The 26,889-nt window shown below is 71.9% G+C and carries 22 protein-coding genes and 1 tRNA gene; 6 read left to right on the top strand and 17 right to left on the bottom strand.

Features of this window, described 5'->3' with window-relative positions:
- Positions 1–27: 27 nt before the first annotated feature.
- Complete coding sequence (locus tag DA085_RS04320) at positions 28–4,707, bottom strand: S8 family serine peptidase (RefSeq protein ID WP_109471704.1); 4,680 nt, start codon at positions 4,705–4,707, stop codon at positions 28–30.
- A gap of 142 nt (positions 4,708–4,849) precedes the next feature.
- On the opposite strand from DA085_RS04320, the gene DA085_RS04315 reads away from it, so the two are divergent.
- Positions 4,850–5,830, top strand: coding sequence for a hypothetical protein (locus DA085_RS04315; protein ID WP_109471703.1), 981 nt, complete (start codon positions 4,850–4,852; stop codon positions 5,828–5,830).
- 6 nt (positions 5,831–5,836) lie between these two features.
- On the opposite strand, the gene DA085_RS04310 is transcribed toward DA085_RS04315, so the two are convergent.
- From DA085_RS04310 to DA085_RS04285, 6 genes are all read right to left on the bottom strand, one after another.
- Positions 5,837–6,445 (bottom strand): DinB family protein, encoded by a 609-nt coding sequence (locus DA085_RS04310; RefSeq protein WP_109471702.1) that lies wholly within the window; start codon positions 6,443–6,445, stop codon positions 5,837–5,839.
- 36 nt (positions 6,446–6,481) lie between these two features.
- On the bottom strand, positions 6,482–7,162 hold the full coding sequence (locus DA085_RS04305; protein WP_109471701.1) for a cysteine hydrolase family protein: 681 nt from the start codon (positions 7,160–7,162) through the stop codon (positions 6,482–6,484).
- Positions 7,159–8,703, bottom strand: coding sequence for a purine-cytosine permease family protein (locus DA085_RS04300; protein ID WP_109471700.1), 1,545 nt, complete (start codon positions 8,701–8,703; stop codon positions 7,159–7,161). Before DA085_RS04300 ends, DA085_RS04305 begins: the two co-directional genes overlap by 4 nt.
- Before the next feature lie 26 nt (positions 8,704–8,729).
- Complete coding sequence (locus DA085_RS04295) at positions 8,730–11,135, bottom strand: cell wall-binding repeat-containing protein (protein ID WP_154402092.1); 2,406 nt, start codon at positions 11,133–11,135, stop codon at positions 8,730–8,732.
- Between the two features lie 184 nt (positions 11,136–11,319).
- A complete protein-coding gene (locus tag DA085_RS04290) occupies positions 11,320–12,309 on the bottom strand; it encodes an SDR family NAD(P)-dependent oxidoreductase (protein WP_109471698.1) in 990 nt (329 codons plus the stop codon).
- A 7-nt stretch (positions 12,310–12,316) separates the two neighbouring features.
- Positions 12,317–13,063 (bottom strand): CPBP family glutamic-type intramembrane protease, encoded by a 747-nt coding sequence (locus tag DA085_RS04285; RefSeq protein ID WP_109471697.1) that lies wholly within the window; start codon positions 13,061–13,063, stop codon positions 12,317–12,319.
- Positions 13,064–13,155: 92 nt separating this feature from the next.
- Between DA085_RS04285 and DA085_RS04280 the strand changes: the two genes are divergently transcribed.
- Positions 13,156–14,103, top strand: a complete 948-nt coding sequence (locus tag DA085_RS04280; RefSeq protein WP_154402091.1) for a MerR family transcriptional regulator — start codon at positions 13,156–13,158, stop codon at positions 14,101–14,103.
- 29 nt (positions 14,104–14,132) lie between these two features.
- Here DA085_RS04280 and DA085_RS04275 read toward each other — a convergent pair whose 3' ends face one another.
- The 4 genes from DA085_RS04275 to DA085_RS04260 are packed head-to-tail and all read right to left on the bottom strand — an operon-like array spanning position 14,133 to position 18,926.
- Positions 14,133–15,569 (bottom strand): tryptophan-rich sensory protein, encoded by a 1,437-nt coding sequence (locus DA085_RS04275; RefSeq protein WP_109471695.1) that lies wholly within the window; start codon positions 15,567–15,569, stop codon positions 14,133–14,135.
- Positions 15,566–16,837, bottom strand: a complete 1,272-nt coding sequence (locus DA085_RS04270; RefSeq protein ID WP_109471694.1) for an SAM-dependent methyltransferase — start codon at positions 16,835–16,837, stop codon at positions 15,566–15,568. The genes DA085_RS04275 and DA085_RS04270 overlap by 4 nt, the downstream gene beginning before the upstream one ends.
- Complete coding sequence (locus DA085_RS04265) at positions 16,834–17,640, bottom strand: DUF1365 domain-containing protein (protein ID WP_237565304.1); 807 nt, start codon at positions 17,638–17,640, stop codon at positions 16,834–16,836. Before DA085_RS04265 ends, DA085_RS04270 begins: the two co-directional genes overlap by 4 nt.
- Complete coding sequence (locus tag DA085_RS04260; protein WP_109471693.1) at positions 17,637–18,926, bottom strand: NAD(P)/FAD-dependent oxidoreductase; 1,290 nt, start codon at positions 18,924–18,926, stop codon at positions 17,637–17,639. The genes DA085_RS04265 and DA085_RS04260 overlap by 4 nt, the downstream gene beginning before the upstream one ends.
- Before the next feature lie 88 nt (positions 18,927–19,014).
- Here DA085_RS04260 and DA085_RS04255 point away from each other — a divergent pair, with 88 nt between their 5' ends.
- Both DA085_RS04255 and DA085_RS04250 read left to right on the top strand, forming a co-directional pair.
- Positions 19,015–19,446 carry an SRPBCC family protein gene (locus DA085_RS04255; protein WP_109471692.1) on the top strand — a complete coding sequence of 144 codons (432 nt, stop codon included), beginning with the start codon at positions 19,015–19,017 and terminating at the stop codon, positions 19,444–19,446.
- Positions 19,447–19,510: 64 nt separating this feature from the next.
- Positions 19,511–20,767 (top strand): endonuclease/exonuclease/phosphatase family protein, encoded by a 1,257-nt coding sequence (locus tag DA085_RS04250; RefSeq protein ID WP_109471691.1) that lies wholly within the window; start codon positions 19,511–19,513, stop codon positions 20,765–20,767.
- 71 nt (positions 20,768–20,838) lie between these two features.
- On the opposite strand, the gene DA085_RS04245 is transcribed toward DA085_RS04250, so the two are convergent.
- Positions 20,839–22,665 carry a calcineurin-like phosphoesterase C-terminal domain-containing protein gene (locus DA085_RS04245; protein ID WP_237565303.1) on the bottom strand — a complete coding sequence of 609 codons (1,827 nt, stop codon included), beginning with the start codon at positions 22,663–22,665 and terminating at the stop codon, positions 20,839–20,841.
- A gap of 274 nt (positions 22,666–22,939) precedes the next feature.
- On the opposite strand from DA085_RS04245, the gene DA085_RS04240 reads away from it, so the two are divergent.
- A tRNA-Lys gene (locus DA085_RS04240) sits at positions 22,940–23,012 on the top strand.
- Positions 23,013–23,038: 26 nt separating this feature from the next.
- Here the strand turns inward: DA085_RS04240 and DA085_RS04235 are convergent.
- Positions 23,039–23,638, bottom strand: coding sequence for a TetR/AcrR family transcriptional regulator (locus DA085_RS04235; RefSeq protein WP_109471824.1), 600 nt, complete (start codon positions 23,636–23,638; stop codon positions 23,039–23,041).
- Between the two features lie 55 nt (positions 23,639–23,693).
- Between DA085_RS04235 and DA085_RS04230 the strand changes: the two genes are divergently transcribed.
- Entirely contained in the window at positions 23,694–24,248 is a 555-nt protein-coding gene (locus DA085_RS04230; protein WP_109471689.1) for a hypothetical protein, read from the top strand.
- A gap of 354 nt (positions 24,249–24,602) precedes the next feature.
- Here DA085_RS04230 and DA085_RS04225 read toward each other — a convergent pair whose 3' ends face one another.
- The 4 genes from DA085_RS04225 to DA085_RS04210 form a co-directional block, all read right to left on the bottom strand.
- Positions 24,603–25,154, bottom strand: a complete 552-nt coding sequence (locus DA085_RS04225) for an ABC transporter substrate-binding protein (RefSeq protein ID WP_237565302.1) — start codon at positions 25,152–25,154, stop codon at positions 24,603–24,605.
- Between the two features lie 155 nt (positions 25,155–25,309).
- Positions 25,310–25,621 carry a phosphatase RsbU N-terminal domain-containing protein gene (locus DA085_RS04220; protein WP_109471688.1) on the bottom strand — a complete coding sequence of 104 codons (312 nt, stop codon included), beginning with the start codon at positions 25,619–25,621 and terminating at the stop codon, positions 25,310–25,312.
- The gene (locus DA085_RS04215) at positions 25,618–26,004 is read right to left on the bottom strand and encodes an STAS domain-containing protein (RefSeq protein ID WP_109471687.1); all 387 of its coding nucleotides are present in this window, start codon (positions 26,002–26,004) and stop codon (positions 25,618–25,620) included. Before DA085_RS04215 ends, DA085_RS04220 begins: the two co-directional genes overlap by 4 nt.
- Positions 26,001–26,888, bottom strand: coding sequence for an STAS domain-containing protein (locus DA085_RS04210; RefSeq protein ID WP_109471686.1), 888 nt, complete (start codon positions 26,886–26,888; stop codon positions 26,001–26,003). Before DA085_RS04210 ends, DA085_RS04215 begins: the two co-directional genes overlap by 4 nt.
- Position 26,889: the final 1 nt, after the last annotated feature.

The raw sequence follows: 26,889 nt of genomic DNA, 5'->3' as shown, positions 1-26,889 counted from the left end.
GGCCGGTCCGGAGGCGAGGCTGTCGCCCTACTCCGCGTTGAGCAGCTCGGTCAGCAGCTGCACCACCTGCTCGGCGATGACGCCCGTGCCGCCGAGGACAGCAGCACCGGCCGGCGCCAACCGGCCCAGCTCAGCACCGGTGACCCGCGGCACGCTGTCGTGCTTGACCAGGTTCACGGGCACACCCAGGTGGGCCGCCAGCGCCGAGCCCGTGAGCGCGTCGGGCCAGTTCTGGCCCGTGGCGATCAGGGTGCCGTCTGCGCCCGGCGCGTGCTGGGCCGAGATGACCGCCGCGGTGCCGTAGCGGTCCGCACCGGACAGGCGCCGACCGGCCCCGAGCTCCGTGAGCACCGCGTCACTCACCGCTGCAGTGCCACCCAGGACGACCACCTCTCCCGCGTCCAGACGCTCCAGCGCCGCCACGACCGTCGCCGGCACGTGGTCGCGCTGGGTGAGGAGCACCGGGACACCCTCGTGGCCGGCGAGCGCCGCACCCGCGAGGGCGTCCGCGAAGGACCGGTCCTCGCCGCTGGCGACGTAGACCCGGTCCAGTCCGGCCGGGTACATCTCGGAGAGCATCGTCGCGGTCTCGTAGCGGTCCTCACCGGCCACCCGGTGCACCGTGCCCCAGCGGCCGAGCTCGTCGACCACGTCCGCCGAGATCGCGCCCTTGCCACCGAGCACGACAAGGTGCTCGGGGCTGATCGCGTCCAGGGCTGCCCTCGTCGCGCTGGGGACCCGGTCCGCCTTGACCAGCAGGGCGGGCGCCGGTGAGCCGTCCTCGGTGGTGACGTGGGCAGTGCCCGGGACACGGCCCTCACTGGCCGGTGCGGCACCGGTCAGCGCATCGGCGAACGTCTCCCCGGTCATGAGGTAGACCGTGTCGACACCGGCGGGGTACTCCTCGGCGATCAGGGCCGCCGTCGCGTAGCGGTCCGCCCCGGCCACCCGGTCGACGACGACCGGCTCCGGTTCTGGCTCCGGCTCGATGTCCGGCACCAGGTAGGCGTCGATGACCTCCTGGCGGACCGAGTTGCCCTCCGAGTCCTCTGCCGTCGCCCGGAGCGAGACCGTCCCGGTGCCCTCGGGGTAGGTGACCTGCGCGGTCCAGTCGCCGGCCTGCCCGACCAGGTCGAGCTCCTCCCAGGTGGTGCCGTGGTCGTAGGAGACCTCCAGGGAGCCGGACGTGATCGTCCCGGCGCCGACCGTGTTCGGCAGCTGCCACGCGGACAGCCCGATCGTGTCGGTGGGGGCCGACGACGTGGTGCCGGTCAGGTCGGTCTCGACCGCGAAGTCGACCTGCACGAACGGCAGCAGGTTCGTCCAGTCCTCCGGCGTCTGGGTCCAGAACGTCCACTCGGTGCTGCTGGAGGGGCTGGTGCCCCAGGAGACGTCGCGGCTGACGTCGTTGGTGACGCGGAACTGCGTGCGCTCGGTCTCCTCGATCTCCAGCCAGGAGCTCTGCCAGCCGATGGACTCCTCGAGAAGGGTGTCGCCGCGGTACCAGCGGATCACCTGGTCGTCGTCTCCCTGGAAGGTGCCCAGCGAGCCGGTGTGGGACGGCTCGTCCCCTGCCCAGCTGGGCAGGTTGACCTGCAGCATGTTGCCCTGCCGGTTCGGCCCCCAGAACCCCTCGCCCAGGCGCGGCTGGACGACGGCGGCGAACCACGACTCGGCCGTGGTGCTGCCCGGCTCATAGCCCTGGAGCACGCCGCGCTCCTGCCAGTTGCCCTCGACGACGGTCGCATCCTGGTACCACCGCGTGCCCTCCTGTGCGGAGACCCACTCGGTCCGCTCGAACGGGACGTTCATCAGCTGGGGCGAGCCGACACCGAACGGCGTGTGCGGCCGGAAGTCGTAGCGGAACTCACCGGCGGGACGCTGCGCACTGCCGTGGTATGCCGCGTCGATGCGGGCCAGGTCGTCCTCCCCGGGGGCGTAGGCCAGGTCGCCCGGGATCCCACCGGGGTGCGGGTCGACCAGGTCATAGAGGACCGGGCTGTCCGCACCGCCCCCGACAGTCAGCTCGACGGCACCGGCCCCGATCCGCGAGATCAGGCCCTCACCCTCGACGCCGCTCAGGCCGACCGCCGGGATCGAGAGCTGCGGGTCCCAGCCGACCCCTGCCGCGAACTCGGCGGGCTCGTCGTTGACGACGACGAGGAGGCCCGCCCCCGCCGCCTCGACCCCAGCAGCGATCGCCACCAGGTCCAGGGTCTGGTCACGGGTGACCACGACCGCCCTGCCGTCGGTGTCGACGACGGCGAGCTCCTCCGCGGTGCCCGTCCCGGCGTACACCGCGTCGAGGGTGACTCCCTCGGTCGGCAGCGCGCTTCCCGCGAGCCCGGTCACGTCCAACCGCGCGCCGCCCTCGGTCACCGAGACGAACGGTGTCCGCAGGCGCCAGCGCGTGAGGTACTCGAAGGCACCGTCGGTCGTCCCCTCCATCGGTGCGGCGAAGAGCCGGTCGGCGAAGACGGGGACCGCGTAGGCACCCGCCAGACCGGTCCCACCACCGATGCTGTACTCCATGCGTCGGTGCTCGGGCTCGAGCCCGTCGTCCGGGACGTCCACGGTGATCTCGTGGGTCTGGCGGGCATCGAGCTCCACAACGGTGTCCTGCGTCAGCTCGACCTGCGGGTCACCGACCATGGCCACGCCGAGCTCGTCGGCCGAGACCGTGACGTCCATGAAGCTCATGGCGGCATAGGTGCCGGCCGGCAGTCGCAGGGTCGTCTCGCCCCGGACCTCGACCTGGGACGGCCACATGTCCTCGCGTCCCTTCAGCACGACGTAGGCATGGGCCGCCGAGCCGTCCAGGTCGGTGGCGCGCAGGGTCAGCTCATAGCGCTCCTCCTCCTTGACCACACCCCAGCCGGTGCGGGCGAGATCCGTGTCGCCGGCCGTCGCGATGACGTAGCCGGAGAGGGTCGAGGCCAGCGCGACCCGCTGCGGGTCCAGGGTCACCTCGACGGTGGACTGCCCACCGGCGGGCACGGTGACCTCGGTGACGGACAGGTGCGCCACCCCCTCCGGGAGCGCTCCTCCGGCCTGGTCACTGCCCTCCAGACGCAGGGCCAGGGTGACCTCGGTGTCGCCGTGGTTGCTGTAGGTGATCTCCCGGACCACGGGGGTGTCGCCCTCGTGCGGCCAGTCGAAGAAGCCGAAGGACACCGCACCGGTGGCGGTCACGGTCGCGTCCAGCGCCGCCGGGACGTCGACCCGCCCGGCCCCCACCTGGAACGGCCCCTCCCCCTGCAGCGGCAGGGCCGAGGACATCAGCCGCTCCTTGAGCGCCTCGGCGGACAGGTCGGGGTGCTGCTGCAGGAGCAGCGCCGCGGTCCCGGCCACGTGCGGGGTCGCCATCGACGTGCCGTCCATCGCGGTGTACCAGCCCTCGCCGGCACTGTCCTGCGACCGTGCCGCGACGACGTCCACGCCCGGGGCGGTGAGGTCCGGCTTGACCAGGGCGTCACCGGCGCGCGGCCCCATGTCGGTGAACCAGGCGCGCAGGTCCTGACCGTCGACGGCACCCACGGTCAGGGCTGCCTCGGCGGCGCCGGGCGAGCCGATCCCGCCGACGCGACCGAGGTTGCCCGCGGCCACTGCGAAGAGGGTGTCGGTCTCCTCGCTGAGCGCCTGCAGCGCCTGCGCCATCGGGTCGGTGCCGTCGCTGGGCTCGCTGCTGCCGAGGCTCATGTTGACCACGTCGGCGTGGTCGGCGGCCCACTCCATCCCGTCGATGATCCAGGACTCCTGCCCGAAGCCGTCGTTGCCGAGCACCTTGCCGACCACGACGTCCGCACCGGGAGCCACACCGGTCTGTGCGCCGTCGGACGCGGCTCCAGAGCCCGCCACGGTGGAGGCCACGTGGGTGCCGTGGCCGTGCACGTCGGTGACGTCCTCACCGGGCACGAAGCTCGCGGAGTCGACCACGACGTCGGCCAGGTCCGGGTGGCTCAGGTCGACACCGGTGTCCAGGACGGCCACGGTGACGCCGGTGCCGTCCACGCCACGGTCCCAGGCCTCCGGTGCGCCGATCTGGGGCACGCTGTCAGCCAGCGAGACCTCGACGAGTCCGTCCAGGTGGACCGCACGGATCCCTGCGGCCAGCCTGCCGTCGGTGCGACCTGCGGTGAGGGACCGCCACAGCTCGTTGGCGGCGTCGGGCTGCGCCTGCAGCGCCACGGCGTTCAGGCTCTCCAGCTGTGCGGTGGGGGTGCCCAGGGAGGTGCGTGCGGACGCGGCGGACGCGCCCTCACGGAACTGCACGATGACCGGCGTGGTGCCGGATCCGTCCTCACCGATGCCCTGCTCGATGAGCCGGCTCACGTTGAACAGGTCCTCGTCCAGGCTGCCCGCGGCCAGGAACGACCGGGCCGCGTCGGGGACCACGTGGAGCTGCCCGTCGACGGTCATCGTCTGGAAGCCGCCACCCGTCCCGTCGGCGGTCTCGACGTCCACGGTCGAGGTGCCGTCGCCGAGGTCGGTGACCGTGACGACGTCGCCGGTGATCAGGGTGAGCCGGTGCACGGTGTCGCTGCCGGGCAGCCCACCGGACGGCCGGACGGGTTGGAGCGCCGTGTCGGACGGAGGCAGCTGCCCGTCGTCGGGTGCCGCCCACGAGGCGCCGGCTGTCGCCGTCGCCAGGAGCGCTGCGGTGACGACGCCGGACAGGGCCGTCCTCGCACGTGGTCGGTGAGTCATGGGGAGGTCCTCGCTCTGGTGCAGGAAGGGGCGGTAACGTCATAAATCTGACACCGACCTACGGCGTTCGCAATGACGGGTATATGCCGTGGCATGAAACCGCCGTAGGCTTGAGCCCTACCCATGACGGAACGAGGACAAGATGCTCGACGTGTTGGGACTCGATCCGGTCGAAGAGGCCGCCTACCGGAAGCTGGTCGCCGTCCCCTCGGCCAGCCCGGCCGAGCTGGCGACGCAGCTCGACATCGAGGTGGGCGTGCTGGGCCCCGCCCTGGCCGCCCTCAGCGAGAAGGGTCTGGTGGCCCGTTCCACGGCCGGCAGCGGCGAGTTCGTCGCCTCCCCGCCGATGGTCGCGCTGGGCTCCCTGGTCCGCGAGCGGCAGGAGGACATCAACCGGGCGCGCTCGGAGCTGGAGGCCCTGACCGAGCAGTACCGCGGCGCCGCCGCCCGGCGCACCGTGACCGACGTCATCGACGTCGTCACCGGCGGCGAGGCGGTGGCGCAGCGCTTCGCCCAGCTGCAGCGGTCCGCGCGCTCAGAGGTGCTGGCGCTCATCCGGACGGGCGTGGCCGTGGTCTCCGCCGAGCAGAACACGGAGGAGGACCGGGCCGCCGAGCGCGGGGTGTCCTTCCGGGTCGTGATGGAGCGGGCGGCCCTCGAGCAGCCGGGCGTCTACCGCAACGCCGAGGAGGCCATGTCCCGGGGGGAGCAGGTCCGCGTCACCGACAAGCTGCCCCTGCGCATGATCCTGGTGGACCGCGAGCTCGCGCTGGTCCCCCTGGCACCCGCCGAGGAGGAGGGCCGGGGCCCGGTCGGGGCGCTGCTGGTCCACCCCAGCGGGCTGCTCGACGGGCTCCTCGCCCTCTTCGGTCACGCCTGGGCCACCGGGCGCCCCCTCGGCACCACACCGACCGGGCCGGCCGCCCGGGACGGGCTCGACGAGACGGACCTGCGCGTGCTGACGCTGCTGCTCTCCGGCCTCACGGACCAGGCCGTCGGGAGCCAGCTGGGCCTGTCGGTGCGCACCGTTCAGCGACGGGTGGCGACGCTGATGGAGGCGTGCGCCGTCCACACGCGCATCCAGCTCGGCCTGCAGGCACACAAGCGAGGCTGGGTGTCCTGAGCGCCGTCAGCGGCCCGCAGCCTCCTGCGCGGCGCGCGCGGCGGCCTCGACCCGCTCGCTGTGGCGCACCCAGTAGTCCTCGCTGTCGTCGGCCCACATGTTGTCCACCTCGGGGCGGTGGCCCACCGCGCCGTCGATCAGCTCGCGGATGATGTCGGCGTGCCCCGCGTGCCGGTTGGTCTCGGTCGTGACGTGCACCAGGATCTGCTGCAGGGTCACCTCGCCGCGGTCACCCCACCACGGCACGTGCCCCACCGCGTCCAGGTCGAGGGCCTCGATCGTCGCGTCGGCGTGGGCCGCCACCCGGTGGTGCAGGTCGATGATGAGCTCGCGCGACTGGTCCGCCGGCACCCACAGGTCGGCGTTGGGCTCCTCGTCGGCCGGGTCCTCGGGGAACCAGGGGAGCTCGATGCCGGACGGTCGCCCCATCACCGCGCCGAGGTAGCCGTCGGTCACGCTCGCCACGTGCTTGACCAGGCCGAGCAGGTTGGTGCCGGTCCGCGTCATGGGGCGCCGGACGGCATACTCATCCAGCCCGTCGAGCTTCCAGAGCAGGGCCTCGCGGGCGCTCTTGAGGTAGCGGTGCAGGACGTCCTTGTGCGCTGAGTCGCTCATGGACCCACCTTGGCAGCCCGCACCGACAGCGGCGACCTACTCCTGCTCCGGCTCCACCTCGTCGAGGAACTCCTGGCTCGTCATGACGAACAGCTGCGGCGCATAGAGCGCCATGACGTCCAGCGCCCGCTGGTGGCTGTCGTCGTCGGACCCGGCGCACCCGTCGGACACCACCGTCACCTGCGCGCCCGCGTCGATCGCCGGCAGCGCCGTGGAGATGACACAGCAGTCAGTCGCCACCCCGGTCAGCACCAGGTGCGGGGTGGGTCCGGTGATGGCCTCCAGCTGGGCTCCCCACTTGCCGAAGGTCGGCTCGGCGACGGTATGCCGTGTAGCCAGGTCCGCGGCCTGCGGCACCAGGTCGAACAGGTGGTGGTCAGGGGGCTGGTCGGCGAACGCGAACTGCTCGAAGTAGGGCACCCACGAGCCCTGCTTCTCCACCGGCGGCACCCAGCGGGTGACGATCACCCGGTCACCGAAGGCTGCGCCCAGCCGGCGCACCGGCTCCACGATCTCCCCGAACCGGGGCGCCGCCCACGTGGAGTCGGGGTCGGCGAAGATGACCTGGGGGTCGACGACGACCAGCCAGCGGTCGGTGCCGGCCGAGTCCTCGACGTCGGCCGGTCCGTCCTTGCGGCGGCCCTCCTGCTCCTTGGAGGCGTCCGAGGCCTCACCCGGTCCGGTCGTCGACCCGGCCCCGCCGGAGCCGGCACTCATGCGACCGGTCCCTGCGTGAGGTCCTGACGGCCCTCCGGGGCGACCTCGGTCGCCTCCTGGCGACGGACCGCACCTGCCTGCAGCAGCGCGTAGCCCGCGAAGCCGATCAGCAGGGCCAGCAGGACACCGAGGTTGGCGTAGGCCCAGGCGCCGTCCCAGTAGGCCCCAGCGGGGTCGTCCACGAAGGTGCCCATCCCGAGGGGCTCGAGCAGGTAGCCCTGCCAGTTGTTCCAGGTGGCGGCGTCCGCGAAGTTGTTGACAACCAGGCCCCAGCCGACGACGGACGCCACGACCATGAGCCCGATCGAGGTCCAGTTCCAGCCGCCGTAGCGCCCGCGACCGTCGAACAGGGCCGCCTCGTCGTAGTTCCTGCGACGCAGCATGATGTCGGCGATCAGGATGCCCGCCCACGCAGCGATCGGCACGCCGAGGGTGATCAGGAAGCTCTGGAAGGGCGCGAGGAAGGACTCGGCGAAGAAGACGACGTAGATCGTGCCGAGCGTCAGGATGACCCCGTCGATGAGGGCCGCCGCGGGGCGGGGGATGTCGATGCCCAGGCTGAGCAGGGTCAGGCCGGAGGAGTAGATGCCGAGGACGGCGCCGCTGACGAGCGCCAGCACGGCCGCGATCCAGAACGGGATGAGGAACCAGGTCGGCAGGATCGTGGCCAGCGTGCCCACCGGGTCGTTGGCGATGCCGTCGATCAGGTCGGGGTTGGAGCCGGCCAGCGCCAGCCCGTAGCAGACCAGCAGGACGGGGGCCAGGGCACCGCCGAAGGTGTTCCAGAAGACGATCTTTGACCCGGCCGCGTCGCGCCGCTGGTAGCGCGACCAGTCGGCGGCGATGTTGATCCAGCCCAGGCCGAACCCGGTCATCACCATGACCAGGGCACCGATCAGTGCCTGGGTCGAGCCGCTCGGCAGGGCGGTCGCGGTCGAGAGGTCGATGTCCCGGAAGGTGATGAAGACGTAACCGATGGTGACGACGCCGGTCACCCAGGTCAGCACCGACTGCAGCCGGATGATCGTGTGGTAGCCGGCGACCGAGGCGAGGACGATGAGCGCCGCGATGACGGCGCAGGCGATCACCTTGGTCGTGGTGCCGCTGCTCCAGCCCAGCTCGTTGAACACGGTGGCGGTGGCCAGGGTGGCCATGATGGCCAGGAAGGTCTCCCAGCCGATCGAGATCAGCCAGGAGAAGATGCCGGGGACCCGCTGGCCGGTCACCCCGAAGGCCGAGCGGGACAGCACCATGGTGGGCACCGACCCCCGCTTGCCGGCGATCGCGATGATGCCGCAGAGCAGGAACGAGAAGGTCACGCCCACGACGGTGACCAGCACGCCCTGCCAGAAGCTCACGCCGAAGCCGTAGACGAACGCCGCATAGCTCATGCCGAAGACCGACACGTTGGCGGCGAACCACGGCCAGAACAGGTCCGCGGGCTTGGCGGTGCGCTCCGCCTCCGTGATGATGTCGATCCCGTTGGTCTCCACCAGGGTGCGGGTGGGTGCTCCGGGCACAGCGGTGTGCGTCTCGGTCATGGGCGGATTGTCCCACTACTCCGGCACTAGTCGAGGTACTTCTTGAGTGCGTTCACCGTGGCGTCGCTCACGGCGGTCGCGCCGCCGAGCACGTTGAGGGCGTGCGGACCGAGATAGGACAGGGCACCGACGGTGCCCTGCGGGATCGCGTCACGCTTGGCCAGGACCACCGGCACGCCGTTGCGCCCGGCGAGCGCGGCACCGACCAGCGCGTCGGGAAACTGCTCCCCCGAGGCGACCAGGGTCGAGCTGATCTCCTGGGGGAACTGCCGGGCCACCTGCTCGGCCGTGCGGTAGCGGTCCGGGCCGGCCAGCCGGCGGTAGCCGTTGGTGGCGTAGCCGGCGGCCTGCTCGGCCACCGCCCGCGAGACGACCGCGCCGCCACCGAGGACGACGATCTCGCGGGGGTTCAACCGGTCCAGCTGCGCGATCGTCGCGGCGTCCAGCCGTCCGTGCCTGGTCAGCAGCAGGGGGCTGCGCTGGGTGCCGGCGAGCGCCGCCGCGGCCAGGGCGTCCGGGTAGTCCTCCCCGCTGGCCAGGAAGACCCGGGACTGCCCGCTGCCGTAGTAGGAGGCAAGGTCGGCCGCCGTCTCGTAGCGGTCGGCGCCCCCCACCCGCTGGATGCTGCCGGACGTGTAGCCGTCGAGCTTCTTCTCGGTCGCAGCGCTGACGGCACCCTCACCACCGACGACCACGAGCCGACCGGGCCGCAGCCTGGTCAGCGCCTCCTGGGTCGGCTCCGGGATGCTGTCCCGCTTGATGAGCAGCACGGGTGCGTCGTAGACACCGGCGCGGGCCGCCGCGGTCAGGGCGTCGGGGAAGTCCTCGCCGTTGACGAGGTAGACCACGCCGGCACCAGGCGCCCAGGACCGCGAGACCTCGGCGGCCGTCTCGTAGCGGTTCTCGCCGGAGGTCCGGCTCACCTCACCCGGGCCCGGCTCCGGCGGCGCCGGCACCTGCGGGTCGTTGAAGGTGAAGTAGTCGGTGGACAGGCCGGTCCTCCAGTACGGCCACGGACGGGCCAGGTACAGGCCGACCCCGGAGGCCTCGGCATACGTGTAGTGGCCGCTTGCCGTGTAGCCCTCGACCTTGGCATCGAGCACCCGGCCGCCCCAGGCGCCCAGACCGTCGCGCCTGAGGACCTGCACCCGGGTCACCTTGTGGATCTTGTAGCGCGACTGCAGGGCGGTGGCCGTCAGCTCGGCGGTCCAGCGGTGCCGGGCGTTGCTCGGGGTGTTGTCGTAGGGGTCCTCCTGGGCGACCAGGTAGCCGTGCTCCTTCCCGGCCGGGATGGTGTAGCCGCCGGTGGACGAGGAGTACATCGTCGTCGCCAGGCCGGTGCCCCACGGGAAGTCGTAGGTGAGCACCTGGCCGACGGTGGCGTTGACGGCGTTCTTGTTCTCGGCGTGCTCGTGGCTGGTGATGGTGCCGTCGCTGTTGCGGGCGCCGCGGCCCCGATAGGCCTGGCAGTAGGTGCTGTCGCAGATGTCGTAGGCGTCGTCGCCGTCGATGTCCCGCTCGGCATAGGTGCGCGCGGCGACGGCCTGGGCCCGCAGCCCCTGCTGGTGGAAGGAGGACGGCATCTCCGCCGAGACGACCGACCACAGGTAGTGCTGCATCGGCAGCCGGTTGACCGTCGCCAGATCCTTGTCACCGACGTGGGTCGCGGTGATCTGTCCGCGGTAGACCCTGCGGCTGCCCCCGGGGAGATAGACGTCGACCGTCTTCTCGGTCGGTGAGGTGAAGGTCACCGGGCAGCCGGTCGGCATCCCCTTGGGCTGGTAGGGCTTCCATCCGCTGTCGTCGCGGCCCTCCAGGACACAGCTGCTGGGGTTGTCGGTTGTCGCGGAGACGCGCCACTGGTCCCAGTTCGGCAGCGGGTATGCCGTCGCACCGGGGCCGTTGCTGACGACCAGGCCGGGCCGGTGGTCCACCCTGGTGGTGCCGTCGTTGTCGATCGTGATGCCGACCCGGATCGTGTCCGTGTCCCGGGTGGCGAGCTCGGTGCCCGGGTAGTAGAAGGCGAGGATCTCCTCGTGGCTCAGCCCCTGGGTGCCGGCGCCGTGCGCGCCGTACTGCGACATGCCGATCCGGTGGCCGAACCCGCCTCCCGTCAGCGTGTAGTGGCCGCTCTCCGGCATCGGGTAGACCTCGGCGCCCGCGTCCGGCGCCGGCATCGAGGTGAGGTCGGTGACCGTCGTCGGCTCCGAGAGCGCGACGTCCTCCGGGTCACCGGTGACCATGCCGTAGACGGGGTGCAGGTGCTCGTCGGGGAGCGGCTCACCGACCTCCTCGCCCTGCCCCTCGTCGGAGGCGGTTGCCGGGGCGGGGGCCTCCTCGGGCGACGGCGGCGCCGTGGTGGCCAGGGCGGCTCCGGGGAGGAGGGTGGCTGTCAGCGCGAGGGCGAGCGAGGCAGCGAGAGTGGGTCGCACGAGGGGGCTCCTGAGGTGTAGGTCCCCACCAATATGAGGCAGGAGTGACCCCTGTGACAAGCGGGTCGCTGAACTACCGACCTGTCATTTCCCAACCCGCACGCGCTGGCGACCAACGCGTGACGCAGGGTTCACCTGCCGTTTACGGCGCGTCTCACCGTGTCCCACCGGCGACCGGTCGCCCTCAGCCGCGCCCGGTGCCGTCACCGCTCAGGCCGGCGGCCCCGAGGACCCAGCGCCACAGCCGGGCCGCCTCGTCGGGGCCGGTGCGGGTCCCGCGCCACAGGTGCGTGGGGCGCGGACGCCGGTCGTGCCACAGCTGGCCCCCGCCCTGCCCCGGCCGCGTCAGCAACCAGAGCCCCGTGTCCGCGCCGGCCTCCGGCGTGCGCAGCAGCGGGGCGGTGGCCCTGGCAAAGCCGGGGAGGGCCGCGGACAACCCGGGCGAGCTCGCCCAGCCGGGGTGTGCGGCGTGCACGGTGGGTCCGCGACCACCACTCCGCGCCCAGCGCCGCCGCATCAGCGGGAGCAGCTCGACCTGGGCGCGCTTGCTGCGGGCGTAGGCGGTTGTGCCGGAGTAGGGCCCGTGGTGGTAGTCGGGGTCGTCGGCGCGCAGGCGTTGGCCGTACATCCCTCCCGAGGTGATCAGGAGGACTGGCGCCCCGTCGGACAGCACGGGCAGCAGTGCCTCGGTCATCGCCACGGGCCCCAGGACGTGGAGCGCCATCGTCAGCTCGTGCCCCTGCGCCGACTCGGTGCGCGTGGGCGGGAGGGCACCGGCGTTGTGCACGAGACCGTCGAGCGTGTTCACCTCCGCCCGGAAGGCGGTGGTGAACGTCCGCACGCTCTCGAGGTCGGCCACGTCGCAGTGCCAGACCGTGGTGCGGCCGGGGGCCCCGAGGTCGGTGACGACGCGCTCCCCCTTGGCGGTGTCGCGGACCACGAGGTGGACATGGGCGCCCAGCGCGAGCGCGCCCCGCGCGGTGGCCGCGCCGAGTCCCGAGGTGGCGCCGGTGACAGCCACCTGCCGCCCGACCAGGGCACCCGGGTCCGGGTCGTCCGGCCAGCCCGGCAGGCGGCGCCGCACGGCATGGCCGACCCGGGTGTACCCAGGGGCCACCAGCCGGTCCAGCGCGGTGTCGACCATCGAGCCGACGTGGTGGGCAGCTGATCTCATGTGTCTCCTAGGACAGGGCGGCGAGCAGTGGCGGGAGCAGGAGGAGCAGGGACACGGACCAGGTGACATGGGTCAGGGCCGGCCCGAGCACACCCCCGGTGACCCGACGCTGGGCACCGACGAGCAGGCCCAGCACGGCGGCGGCCAGGACCAGCACGAGATTGCCGCTGGCGGCAGTGACCAGGACGTACAGACCGGTCGTGACCAGCACCTGACGGCCGGCGCCCACGGCGGCGTAGAGGGCGCCGCGGAAGAACATCTCCTCGGCCAGCCCGTTGACCAGGGTGATCAGCGCGACGAGCGGGAGCGGCGCGTAGCGCGCGTGGTCGAGCACGTCGTTGACCGCGTCGCGCAGCACCGGCACGCGGGCCACGAGCACGGCCCCGGCACAGAACACGGCAACCATCAGCAGGCCCAGCACCACCGACTGCACCACCGGGCGCGCCCGGCCACCCCGACGCGTCCAGCCCCGCCCCAGGTGCAGCGGACCGGCAACGAGGGCCCCGGACGCCCACACGAGCGCGAGCACGGAGGTGAGGACGATGAACCGCGGGTCTCCGGGCGCGGTGTGGAGCCCGAGCCCGAGCACCACCGCACCCACGACCAGCGTCACCGCACAGACCGCGCGACGGCGCCGGAACGCGCGGTCGGTCTCCCGATGGTCCCGGGGCACCGGCCGGAGCAGGGCATCCTGCAGGAAGCGGCGCAGCTCGTGCGGCGGCCGCCCCGGCCCACCGGCCCATCCGTGAGTCAACGAACCGCCCTCCCGGCAACGCTCGGAGACGCGCCGTCCACGGTGTGTCTAGCGCTCTGTGCATGCTTTGTCTCAGGTTGTAGGCTGCCAGCGTGACCACGGCCGCGGCAACCATGCGCATCGGGGAGCTGGCTGCTCGCACGGGTGTCAGCGTGCACGTGCTGCGGGTGTGGGAGCGGCGCTACGGGCTGCTGGCACCGATCCGCTCCCCCGGCGGCTACCGTCTCTACGGCCCCTCGGACGAGTGGCGGGTCCGCGAGACCGTGCGGCTGCGCACCACCGGCCTGGCCACCGCGCAGGCCGCCGCTGCCGCACTCTCCGCGTCCCGGCAGTCTGCCTCCGACGACTCCGTGTCGACGGCGCGCCCCGTCTCGGACGGGACCATCGGTGATGCGACGATCGCGCTCCGCGAGCGTCTGCTCGCAGCCATCGGCGGATTCGACGACAGCGCGGCCCATGCCGCGCTCGACGTCGCGTTCGAGCAGCTGGGGGTCGAGGAGGCGCTGCAGGAGGTGGTCCTCCCCGTCCTGCACGAGACGGGTGAGCGGTGGGCGAGCGGGTCGTTCACGGTCGCGCAGGAGCACTTCGCGAGCAATGTGGTGCGCCACCGTCTCGCCGTCCTGGCTCTCGCCTGGGACGCCGGCACGGGGCCGCTGGCGGTGCTGGCGTGCCCGCCGGGCGAGCAGCACGAGCTGGGGCTGCTGGCCTTCGGCGTGGTGCTCGGGCGCGCCGGGTGGCGCGTGCGCTACCTCGGGGCGGACACACCAGTGGCCACCCTCGGCTCCGCCGTGGAGGCCCTCGGTCCGGAGCTCGTCGTCCTCTCCGCGGTGCGGCCGGACCCGCTGGTCGAGGCCGCCGACCAGCTCCGCGAGCTCCCGGGGGCGGCCCGGCAGGCGTTGACCGCGGCACAGCTCGTCATCGCCGGCGCGGGAGCCACCGAGCAGGTCGCCCACCGACTGGGCGCCAGGCTCCTGTCCGGTGACCCGGTGCAGGCGGCACAGGGCGTGGGGCACCGGAGCCGGCACCGACGCGAGGAGTGAGGTCCGTGCACCGCTCGCCGCAGGATCCCTCACCGGTTGCGTCGGGCCTGGGAGACGGACAGGGCGGTCGCGAAACCGCACCACACGGCATACGGGGCCAGCTGCCAACCACGGCGCGCCTCGACCCGGCCCGCCCGTCGCGCCAGGTCGGCCGCACTCACGGTGAGGACCGCGCTGTGCACCGCCGCCAGAGCCGGCCGCCGGGCCCGGAAGCAGCTGAGACTCCAGGTCGCGTTCAGGACGAGGTTGAGCCACAGGGCACGCTCGTAGCCCATGGCCCCGGCCGCGGGGGTGGTGCCGTGAGCGCTGGCCGGCCCGGGACGTGCCGCACCCCGCTGGTCGAGGTCGACCAGCGTCGCCGTCGAGACCGCGGCGAGATCGGCGTAGAGCGCCGACCACACCAGCGGGAAGGCAATGCGGGGAGGCTGCCACGCCGGCTTGTCCAGTGCGCGGTACCAGCGGCTGCCGGGATCGGTCCCCAGGCTGCCGGTGACGGCGGCGGCCGTCACCGCGGTCGCCACCTCACCGAGACGTCGTAACGCGGTGTCGGGCGCGACACCCATCATGGCCGCGCGCACCGCCTCCCGGTAGGGCGTGCGACCGCTGGGGGGTGGCCCGACCAGGTCCACCAGGTCGTCCTCGTGGCACACCACCTCGTGCACGAGCGAGCCGACGAGCGGCTTGGCGACCCCGGCGTCGACGGGCGTGACGAGACCGACCCAGTGGCTTGCCAGGCGGGGCGTCAGCACCGGCACGGTGACGATGACCCTGCGGCGCTGGTCGGTCTCCTCCGCGAAGACCTGCATCATCTCCTCGTAGGTCAGGACGTCCGGCCCACCGATGTCGAAGGTCCGGCTCACGTCCGGCGGGAGCCCGGCCGCAGCGAGGAGGTAGTGCAGCACATCCTCGACGGCGATCGGCTGGATGCGGTTGCGCAACCACTTCGGCGCCACCATGACGGGCAGCCGCGTGGTGAGGTGACGCAGCATCGCGAAGGACACCGAGCCGTCCCCGATGACCGTCGCGGCCTGCAGCACGGCCGTCGGCACGCCGCTGTCCAGCAGGATCCGGCCCACCTCCACCCGCGAGGCCAGGTGCGCGGACAGCTCCCCGTCCGGGTGCAGTCCGGAGAGGTAGACGATGCGCCGCACGCCACCGCGCGCGGCCGCCGCCCCGAAGTCCGTGGCGAGCTGGCGGTCCCGGTCCGCGAAGTCACCGTCCCCGTCCATGCTGTGCACGAGGTAGTACGCCACGTCGAGCGGCTCGGCGCCCTCCGCCGCGAGCGCCCGGTCGAGATCGTCGGTGGAGGCGGCGTCGCCCTCGACGACCTCGACGCGACCCCGCCAGGCGTCGTCGAGACGCGCCGCGTCACGCGTGAGCACCCGCACCTGCCAGCCGGCCTCGAGCAGCTGGGGGACGAGCAGGCCGCCGATGTAGCCGGTAGCTCCGGTGACCAGGGCCCTCACGGGCGTTCCAGCCTGATCAGGCCCACGTCGATCGCCCCACCGGTGAACCCGGCCTGGCAGAAGGCCAGGTAGAACTCCCAGCGGCGCCGGAACACCGCGTCGAAGCCGCGGGCCTCGATGCGGTCCCACTCGCCCAGGAATCGCTCGCGCCAGCGGCGCAGGGTCTCGGCGTAGTCCGCGCCGAAGCGCTCGACGGACTGGACCCGCAGGTCGGTGTGCTCCCGGGTGACCGCCTCGATGGCCTCCATCGACGGAATGATGCCACCGGGGAAGATGTGCTTGTTGATCCAGCCGTAGGAGCGGCGGGTGGTGCGAAGCCGCTGGTGGCTCATCAGGATCGCCTGGACCGCGGCGACGCCACCGGGGGCGAGCCGCTCGTCGATGGCCCGGAAGTAGGCCGGCCAGTAGGCCTCGCCCACCGCCTCGACCATCTCCACCGACACGACGGCGTCGTAGCTGCCGTCCACCTCTCGGTAGTCCTGGAGCCGGATGCTGACCCGGTCGGCCACGCCGGCCCGCTCGACCCGCTCCCGGGCGAGGGACGCCTGCTCCGCCGACAGGGTGAGGGTGACGACTCGCGCGCCCCGCCGGGCGGCGCGGACCGCCAGGCTGCCCCAGCCGGTGCCGATCTCCAGCACGCGGCTGCCGGGTCCGACGCGCGCCGCGTCGAGCACGGCGTCGATCTTGCGCAGCTGGGCGTCCTGCAGGTCCTGCCCCTCGCGCGGGAGGGACAGGTCGAACCGCGCCGAGCTGTAGCTCATGGACGGGTCGAGGAAGGTGGCGAACATGTCGTTGGACAGGTCGTAGTGCGCCTCGATGTGCCGGCGGGCACCGGCCGGGCTGTTGTCCGTGCGGGGCGGGCGCCGGTCGACCACGAAGCGCAGCCGGTGCAGCCACGGGGGCAGGAACGCCTCGATGCGCTCCGCGAACGGCACCATGGCCGAGGCCAGGTCGGTGCCCGGTGCCGCGCGCCAGTCACCGGCCATGTAGGCCTCGCCGATGCCGATCTTCGGGTCGTGGGCGACGCGCTCCAGGAAGTCACGGGGCCGGCGGATCTCGACGGCCGGTCGACCCGGCGCCGGCTCCCCGCTCCCGACGGGAGAACCGTCGGGCCACAGCAGGTCGACGCCGGCCCGGCGCGCGGCCGTGGCCAGCACGATCCGGGCGACCTGCGCTCGTCGGCAGAGGCCGCCACCCCTGCGGCTCAGGCAGGTCGGGTCGTCGACACCCGGGAGGTGCAGTCGTGGGGAGGTCTGGGTCGTTGTCATCGGGTCACGTCCTCGTGGTCTGGTCGGGGCCGCACCGGGAGCCCGCGGAGCCACAGCCAGGTGCCGTGCGCGCGGATCAGGGCGGAGACCCGGTGGGTCATCAGCGGAAGGGTCAGGGCCGTCCAGAGCAGGTGCGGCACCGTCCCGGGCCTGGTGCGCCCGGCCAGCGTCGCGGTGAGCACCACCTGAGACTCGCGCTCCAGCCGGACCGAGACGGCGACCCGCTCGTCCAGGCGCAGCCGCACGGCATACGTTCCGGAGCTGTCGTTGAAGGGGGAGACGTAGAACTCCTTGCCGACCCGCGCGCGACCCCGGGCGTCGGGGTGCAGGAGGTAGGCGTGCCGTTGCCCATAGGTGTTGTGCACCTCGAGCACGACCGCACGGACCTCGTTCGCGGCGGTCAGGCACCAGTGCACGCTCAACGGGTTGAAGCCGTGGCCCACGCTGCGGGGGTGGGCGAGCAGGAGCAGCCGGTCCCCGGGCTCGACCGCGACGCCGCGGCGCGACAGGAAGCGCACCAGGTCGCCACGGATGCCGCCTCCCAGGCGCCCTGCGTCCAGATGGTCCTCGGGGCGGAACGAGGCCAGCCACCGCAGCGGCCGGGGTAGGTCGGGCAGGTCGTCGAGGTCCACCAGCCAGGAGTAGTGCCGGTGGTCGACGCGGTGGCCGATCGGTCGCAGCCTCCGGTGCGTCACCGTGCCGACGACCAGGGCAGGCAACGGCGGGGGCGCGACGCGCTGCCTCTCCCGGACCGCCCCGGTGCCGTCCGGGCGCTCGGGGCCGACCTCGACCGCAGCGCTCACCACCGGCCACCCAGCCGGCGGGCGGCGGCCAGCCCGGAGCGCGCGCCGTCCTCGTGGAAGCCCCACCCGAGGTGGGCGCCTGCGAACGCGAGGCGTGGGCCACCGGCCTCCCGGAGCACGGCAGCCGCGGCCACCGACTCACGGGTGAAGACGGGGTGGGCGTACGTCATCCGGGCGACCACCCGCTCCGGCGCGATCTCCGGCCCCGCGTTGAGGGTGACGACGTGGTCCTCGAGGGCGGGCTCCAGTCCGTGCAGACGGTTCATCCAGTAGCTCACCCGCACGGCCGGCGCCGGGACCTGGCACCCGCTCATCCGGTAGTTCCACGACGCCCGGACCCGCGGGGCCGGCAGGGCTGAGACGTCGGTGTGGAGCAGCGTCTGGTTGACCGAGTAGCCGAACGCGGCAAGCGCCTCCTTCTCCGCGGGCTCGGCGTCGGCGAGCAGCTCGAGAGCCTGGTCGGCGTGGGTGGCCACGACGACCCGGTCGTAGGTCTCGCGCCGGCCGCCGGACTCCGTCACGACGACGGAGTCCTCGTGTCGCTCCACGGCGTGCACGGCGCTGCTCCGGCGGACATCGGGCAGCTGGGCGGCGACCCGGTCGACGTAGGTCCGCGAGCCGCCCACGACCGTCTTCCAGGTCGGTGAGCCGCTGATCCGCAGCATCCCGTGGTGCTCCAGGAAGGTGAACAGGTGGCGCGCGGGGTAGACCTCGGCATCCAGGTCGCCGGCGGACCAGACGCAGCTGACGAGCGGGAGCGCGAAGTGGCGCACGAAGTGGTCACTGAAGAGGTGCCGGTGCAGGAACTGGGACAGCGTCGGGTCCCACGTCGAGGCGGGCGTGTCCAGCAGCCTGCGAGCGGCGCGGTAGAAGCGCGGCACCTGCCGCAGCACGGGAGCCAGTGCCGCGGCGTGCCGGACGTCGTCACGGCCGCGCAGGCCCAGGCCGCCGACCAACCCGGGGAGGCCACGGCCACCGGCGTAGGACAGGCCGCAGCCGTCGCAGGTGATGCTCATCGACATCTCGGTCCGACGGGTCGGCACACCGAGCTCGTGGAACAGCCGCAGCAGCGTGGGATAGGTCCGCTCGTTGTGGACGATGAAGCCGCTGTCGATCGGGACGACTCCCCCGTCGGCGGTCGGCACGTCGTGCGTGTGGGCGTGCCCGCCCAGCCGGTCGTCGGACTCGAACAGCGTCACCGCGTGGGTCTCACGCAGCGCGTAGGCCGCCGTGAGACCGGAGATCCCGGCCCCGATGACCGCGACCCGCGGTGTCCTGCTGTCCATACCGTGCTCCGTCCACCTGGCGTCTTGTCTACTGTTTGTCTAGACTATGGTCAACCGCATCATCCGCGCAAGCGACAGGAGTGCTTCGATGCAGATCGAACGACGGATGTCCACGGACCGGGACGCCGCACGGGCCTTCGCCTACCTCAGTGACTTCGAGACGACCACCGAGTGGGACCCCGGGACGGTGCGCACGGTGCGTGAGAGCGGCGACGGCGGGGTAGGCACCAGGTACCGCAACACCAGCCGCTTCCTGGGCCGGACCACCGAGGTGATCTACACCGTTGTCGAGCTCGACCCGGCGGGCCGCATCGCCCTGCGGGGGGAGAACGCCTCCCTCGTGGCCAGGGACACGATCACGGTCCGGCCCGCAGCCGCCGGTGGCAGCACGGTGGACTACCGTGCCGAGTTCGCCTTCCGCGGCTGGGTCCGTCTCCTGCGGCCGGTCCTCGCCCTGGCGCTGGAGCGGCTCGGGGACCGGGCCGCGCGCGGCATGGAGGAGGCCCTCGCAGGCCGGTGAGGATTCACCGGACGTTCACGCTGAACGCGCGACACGGCATACCGGCGGGTCTAGCCTGCCCTGCATGACTGCTCACCGCATGCAGCGCCTGGCCGTGGTCGGCCTGGCGACTGCCACCCTCGCCTCCGGTGCGGCGCTCCTGCCCGCCAGTGCGGCACCCACCGCGCCCGCCGCCACGGCGGCCGCCGCCCAGCCCGGGAGGCCCGACATGGACGTCCGCTTCTCGACCTTCAACGCCTCGCTCAACCGCGGCTCCGAGGGGCAGCTGCTCGCCGACCTGTCCACGCCCGACAACGCGCAGGCCAAGGTCATCGCCGAGATCATCCAGCGCAACGCCCCCGACGTCCTGCTGGTCAACGAGTTCGACTACGTCGAGGGCGGCCGGGCCGCCGAGCTGTTCCGCGACAACTACCTGGCGGTCGGTCAGAACGGTGCCGCGCCGGTCGACTACCCCTACTACTACGTGGCACCGTCCAACACCGGCATCCCGTCGGGTCACGACCTCAACAACGACGGCGTCGTGGGCGGCGGTGACGACGCGTTCGGGTTCGGGCTCTTCCCGGGGCAGTACGGCATGGTCGTCTACTCCAGGTACCCCATCGACACCGAGGCCGTGCGCACCTTCCAGAACTTCCGGTGGCAGGACATGCCCGGCAACCTGCTGCCGACCGACTTCTACTCCCCCGAGGAGCAGGCGGTCCTGCGCCTGTCGAGCAAGTCGCACTGGGACGTGCCGGTCCGGGTCGGCGCGAACCAGACGGTGCACTTCCTGGTGAGCCACCCGACGCCTCCCACCTTCGACGGCCCGGAGGACCGCAACGGCCGGCGCAACCACGACGAGATCCGGTTCTGGGCCGACTATGTCGGGTCGCCGCAGGACTCGGCCTACATCTACGACGACAACGACGGGACCGGCGGGCTCCAGCCGGGCGCGCGGTTCGTCATCGCCGGTGACCAGAACGCGGACCCGCTGGACGGTGACTCCTACGACGGCGCGATCAACCAGCTGCTCGAGCACCCGCGGGTCAACGCCACCAACCCGCCGGCCAGTGAGGGCGCCGTCGAGGCGAGCGAGCTGCAGGGCGGCATCAACCTCGAGCACGTCGGTGACCCGAGGTTCGACACCGCCGACTTCGCCGAGCCCCCCGGTAACATCCGCGTCGACTACGTCCTGCCGAGCAAGAGCCTGCGCATCCAGGACTCGGGCGTCTTCTGGCCCGTGTCGAGCGACCCGCTGTCGGCGCTGACCGGCACCTACCCGTTCCCCTCCAGCGACCACCGCCTGGTGTGGGTGGACGTGCACCTGCCGCACAAGGGCTGACCGCACCGGGCACAGCAGAGCGCCAGCGCGGGCAGGTCGTCCGTGCTGGCGCTCGACTGTTCAGCGGACCGTCACTCCGTGACCTCGAAGGTCAGGGTCTCGGTGAACTCGCGCCCGTGGACGTCGGTCGCGGTGACCTCGGCGGTGTGCTCACCGACGGCCAGGTCCGCGGGCAGCTCCAGCCGCCACAGGTGCATCGTGCGGTCGGCCAGGCTGCCGCCGTGGACCAGCTGCTCCTGGGTGGCGACCGGGTCGGACCACTCGGCGCCGATGAGCTGGCCCTCCCCCTCCATCTGCTGGCTCCGGAGGGCCTCGACCGCCTCGCCGCCGTCGACGCTCACCTCGACCGTGGAGCCGGTGCTGCCCATCCAGAAGTTGGTGGTCAGCCACGTCTCACCGAGCGCGGACCGGGGCACCACCAACGGGTCCACGAACTCCGGTGCGGATCCCCGGTTGGCCAGGTTGGCGGCATACCACTCGCGGTAGCGCGGCGTGTTCAGCCCCAGGGCCAGCTGCTCGGAGTCGTCCGCCCCGCGGATGGTGAAGCGCTCGCGGACCTCGGTGTTCCTGATGTCCAGGGTGAGCACGCCGGGTCGTGCACCGTCCCGCTGGATGGCCGTCGGGTAGCCCTCGGACAGCATCCGGCCGGAGTACCAGTCACCGGAGATGGCACCGGCGGTGATGTGCGTGAACGGCAGACCGTCGACCCCGAACAGGTCGGACCATCCGGCCAGGCGGTCGCCCTCGCGCAGGTTCTCGAGGCTGTGCGTGTGCCCGCCCAGGGCGATGACCTCACGGCCCTCGAGGATCTCGTAGATCTCGCGGACCTGGTCCACCTGGTGCTTGTCGCTGCCCTGGTCGGCGTAGTCCAGCAGCGGGATGTGCGCCGCGAGAACGATCAGCCGGTTCTCGGGGACCTGCGCGATGTCGTTGGCGAGCCACTCCAGCTGGTCCGCGTCGATCGCGCCGTTGTAGTCGCCCTTCGCCGGTGAGGGCTTGGTCGGGTACTCGACGGTGTTGAGCGCCACGACGTGCGCCTTGCCGGTGTCGTAGGAGTAGTACTCCGGCGCCAGGTTGGCTTTGAACGTGTCGAAGCTGTGCTCGGGCGTGTCCGCATCGAAGTCGAGGTCGTGGTTGCCCGGCAGGAAGCGGGCGGGACCGTTGAGCATGCCGGCGAGCTCGCGGGTCTGCGGGTAGAGGCTGAGGTCGTCACCGACCACGTCGCCGATGAACAGCGCGCCGCACCCGGTGTAGTCGTCGCGGGCGGCCAGGTCGGCGAAGGCCCCGTTCCGGGCGTGTCCCACCTGGGGGTGGTTGTAGGTCTGGATGTCGCCACCGATCACGCAGTGCTGCTCAGCGGCCTGGGTCTCCGCGCTCTGGACGAGCGGGAAGTTCACCTGGTCCGGGAGCGGACCGGTCGGGTCGATCCCGCCGAACCGCAGCTCCGGTGAGCCCTCAGGCAGGTGGTGGTAGAAGAACTGGGCGACGTTGTCGTCATCCACCGGCACCTGGTAGCCGCGGGGCTGGGTGACGAAGACCGTCATGTTGTCGAAGGCGGGGAGCTGGTAGCTGCCGTCCGGCGCGGTGGTCGTCACGTCCCGTCCGTTGGAGACGGTCACGCCGCCGATCCCACGCTCGTCGGTGCCCTGGACCGAGTCCCGGTCCCGGTCAACGAAGACGACGCCGTCGATGGTCTCCTGGTCCTCGTCGGGTCCCGGGACGACCTGGACACTGCCGCGGTATGCCGTGCTCGCCCAGTCTGCGTCCGGCCCGGGCTGGGGGCCGGCGGCCCCGGCGACCGGGGCGAGCAGGAAGCCGGTGAGTCCGACCGCTGCGACACCGGTCAGGCGGAGCCGCGGCGAGGTCCGTCTCGTGGGGGAACTGTCGTGAGAGGTCACGATTCCACTCCTCGTGTGGGTTGATGGCCGGCCGACTGGCCGGCTTGCTCCCGACCTTGGCGTCAGCTCCTGACGGCACATCGGCCACCACGTGAACGTCTGCGTAAGACGCCCCGAGCAGGTGTCGACCACGCGGACAAGCGAGGTGCCAGAGACGGTCAGGACAGGGCAAAGCGCGCAGGTCCCGGCAGCGCAGATCCCGTCTCGGCCGAGGCGGCACGTAGACTTCCCCAGCAGCCCACGTGATGCCTCGGGATGGTGTCGTCGTGGGCCCGGGCCTCTAGCTCAATGGTTAGAGCTGCGGACTTTTAATCCGTAGGTTGTGGGTTCGAGTCCCACGGGGCCCACAACCGCGGTCGGGCCCACCATCGAGTCATCGCTGACCGGCGGGAGTGTCAGCAGGCATGAGGGTCCGGATCACCAGCTCCAGGTAGTCCTCCCACTCGGGACCGGTGGGCTCGGGAGGCACCGTGCCGATCCGCGCATACTGCAGGTGCCCGAGGAAGACACTCACCCCCAGGACCGCACTGCGCCTCGCGTCCTCGGGCGCCAACCCCAGGCCCTCGTACAGCCGGGCCACATAGGCGATGCGGCGCTCCGTGACCCGGCGGAGCACCGGGGCGACCTGTGGGTCGTCGGCCGAGGCAAGGAGTGCGACCTCCAGGTCGCCGTGCCGGGTATAGCCGACCACCGTGGTCAACAGCCTCCGGAGCTGCTCGGCCGGCGAGGGCTGACCCCCGTCGGGCAGCGGGCTCTCCGCGAGCGCGATGGTGCCCTCGGTGTGGGTCAGCTCCCAGCGCTCGAGGGCGGCCGCCACCAGCGCCGCGCGGTTCTCGAAGTGCCAGTAGAAGCTGCCCTTGGTGGCACCCAGGCGGCGCGCGAGCGACTCGACGGCCAGAGCCCCGAGGCCTCCCTCACTGATCACCACCAGCGCTTCCCGTGCCCAGTCCTTCGCCGAAAGTCGTTGCGCCATCGCCATACGGTAGCGTACGGTTCTCCATACGCACCCGTATGGAAGGCCGCCTGTCATGCGCAATGTCCATCGACGCACGATCGATGCCTCGGCCGACGCGGTCGGAGCCCACCTGGACGCCCTCGGGGGTCCGGAGGACCGGTGGTGGCCGTCACGCAACTGGCCGCCGATGATCCTGGACCGCCCTCTGCAGGTCGGCGCGGACGGCGGACACGGACCGATCCGCTACCACGTGACCGGCCACGAGCCAGGGCGCCGAGTCCGCTTCGCGTTCCACGCGAGGACCGGGCTGGTCGGGTGGCACGAGTTCACCGTGACCCCGGCAGGGAGGCAGCGGTGCAGCGTGCGCCACGAGGTCGGTGCCCGGGCGACGGGCCGGATGCGGGTGCTCGTCCCGCTCGTCGTGCGGAGCCTGCACGACGCGGTCCTCGAGGACCTGCTGGACAACGCGGAGCGAGTAGCCACCGGCAGGGTCCGGCACCCCGCGCGCTGGTCCCTGTGGGTCAGGGTGCTGCACCGGCTCACCGTGGCCGGTCGCCGCACGTCACCTCGGTCGCAGCGCACCGCACGTGTGCGGCGCGAGGCTGTCTCATCCGAGGGCCGTTCCTGAGACGACCGTGTCCTCGCACGGCGCTCGTAGGGGGAACGAGCTCACGCTCACGGCGAGCCATCTGGCCGCCCGTGCGGCGACCGCTCCCCGGAGGCCCGATGTGCCTGGTCGGCTGGCGAGCCCTCGTCGGCGACAACCCGCTCGTAGGGCCGGTCGCCGCGACGCACGTCGATGCGCTCGGTGTCTCTGTCAGGACGCCGCCAGGCTCCGAGCGCACCCATGAGGAGTCCTTGCCGGAGTCCTCGTTGGCCACGTGGGTGGGTCTTCATGGTGCTCCGATCTCTGATCTTTGGGGCCCCGGTCGCGACCGGCATCGAGGGTTGATGCCGGTCGCGACCGTTCACGGGCCGGCACTCACAGGCCGAGGCCGGTGAGGAGTCGGTTGAGAAGCGCGCCGATGCCCTGCAGCGGTCCGCCGTTGTCGAGCAGGCCGGCGATCGCACACAGCAGGTTGCCCAGGAGGTTGCCGGCGCCCGGGACAGCGGTGATGTCGAGCTCGACCTGGTTGAGGTCGATCACCAGGCCCAACAGGTCCAGGTGGATCGGCCCGAGGGTCAGGTCCAGGATCGTGCACGCCTGGTTGGCCGCGAGGTCAGTGACCGTCGTGGTGAACGGCACGCCTCCGGCGGGCAGGCCGGTCCCGGTGAGGGTTCCGGTGAGGGTGAGGACGCCGTCAACGGTCCCGACGGTGAGGTTGCTGATGGCACCGGTGAAGGCCGTGCCGTCCTGCAACGTGCCGGTCACGGCCTGCGCCGTAGCGGCAGGCTGTGCGGCGGCGAAGGTTCCTGGCGCCGCGGCGGGCACGTGAGTGGCCGCGGTGGCCGCCGTGGTTGCGGGAGCGACTCCCAGCGCCCCCACGAGGAGAGCGGCGGTAGCGGTTCCGAGCAGCTTGCGTCGTAGCATCATGATCGATCTCCTGTACGTAATGAGTGCCCGTGTGGGCCGTTCAGGAGTGAAGAGGCCTGAGGGTGAGCCGTATGACGCGGAGCTCACTGGACCTCCGACGTGGCAACCCGCAGAAGAATGTCCTGACGCGGGACCTCGACCGACGACATCTCGCGTCATGTGGTGGGGGTTGCGGTGTCCGGTCGCTGGGGTCGCTCGCGCCGGGCCATGTCAAAGGGGGCGAGCACCTCCATCTGGAACTCCGCTGCCGCCGCTGCGATCTGTGACATCTCCTCGGGCAGAGCAGTGGCGAGGACCTCGGCAAGCACCGTGTGATGGACCTGCGTCAGGTGCAGCACACTGATGCCGCGGGCGAAGGCGGCTCGGCCGATCTCGTAGCCCTGTGACAGCGCTACCTCCTCCCGTTTGGGCAGGTAGCGCAGAAAGGCGACCCGGTAGTCCCTCACGAGGGACTCGAGCTCGTTCATCCGCGGGCGGGCCCGCTCTGGCCGAGGTCTGCGAGCAGAGCGAGCCCGTCCTCGAGGTCGAGGGCTGTGGTGAGAGCGTCGCCACCGGTCCCGAGCTCGACCATCGCGTAGGCCACCTCGGGCTGGATGCCCACCACGACGGTGCTCGCTCCTCGCAGCCGGGCCATCTCCGCGACAGCGCGCAGGGTCCGGCTCGCGAAACTGTCCAGCACGTCCAGGGCCGCCACGTCGATGATGACGCCGCGCGCTCGGTGCTCGCCGATCTGGCGGATGAGGTCCTGCTGGAAGCGGACCATCTCCGTGTCGTTGAGGGCGGTGTGGATCGATGCGACCAGGGTGCTGCCCTGCCGCAGGATCGAGACGAGCGCCGGACCAGTGTTCACGATGAGGTCGACGGTTCCTTCCGGGTGACGGTGTAACCGAGCAGGCGCTCGGCCTCCTCGAGGCCGCCCTGCAGGTCTCCGATGGTGTTCATCTTGCTCAGGTCGACGCCGATGGTGACAAGGGTCTGGGCGATCGTCGGCGACAGCCCCGTGATGATGACGCTGGCACCCATGAGACGTGACGCGTCGACCGTCCGCACGAGATGGTTGGCCACGGTCTCGTCGACCTCGGGAGCGCCGGTGATGTCCATCACGACCACCTTCGCCCGGTGTGTCCTGATGCCCGTGAGCAGCTGTCCCGTCAGCTGCCGGGCCCGGTCACTGTCCAGGACTCCGATGATGGGCAGGATGAGCAGACGCTCGCGCACCGGCAGGACCGGGGTGGAGAGCTCGCGGATGGCGTCCTGCTGCTGACGGATGACTCGCTCGCGCTCCTCGACGAAACTCACCGCGACCGTGTTTGCGATGCGGTTGGCGGCCGGCTCGTACGCGTCGAGCACCTGGTTCAGCAGCCCGAAGTCTCCCTCGTACTTCTCGAAGAGCGACCTGGCCAGGACGTCGCGCAGCAGGAGGACGATGCCGACCACCTCGTGGGTCTCCACCCCACGCGGAATGATCCGCTCGGAGAGGTCGCGGGCGTAGTGCTGCAGCGCTTCCACGCTGCCGGTCTCCAGGACCTCCACGTAGTTGTCGTAGACGGCGGTCGTCTCGGCGACCATCTCCTGCGGGGTCATCGCCTCCAGGAGGTGCGTGTCACGTATGCGAGACGCCCATTCGTCGCTCAGCCTCGCTCGGTGCTCGCGCAGGTGCGCCACCAGCTGCGGCAGCAGGTGAGTGGCCGGGACCCCGCTGGGGTCCTCGCCTGTCTGGGTGTCCTCGGCCACG

The organism is Ornithinimicrobium cavernae (genome assembly GCF_003121625.1).
GTDB lineage: Bacteria > Actinomycetota > Actinomycetes > Actinomycetales > Dermatophilaceae > Ornithinicoccus > Ornithinicoccus cavernae.
Note: the sequence above shows the minus strand (reverse complement) of the source record. Positions and strands in the feature narration are given on the sequence as shown.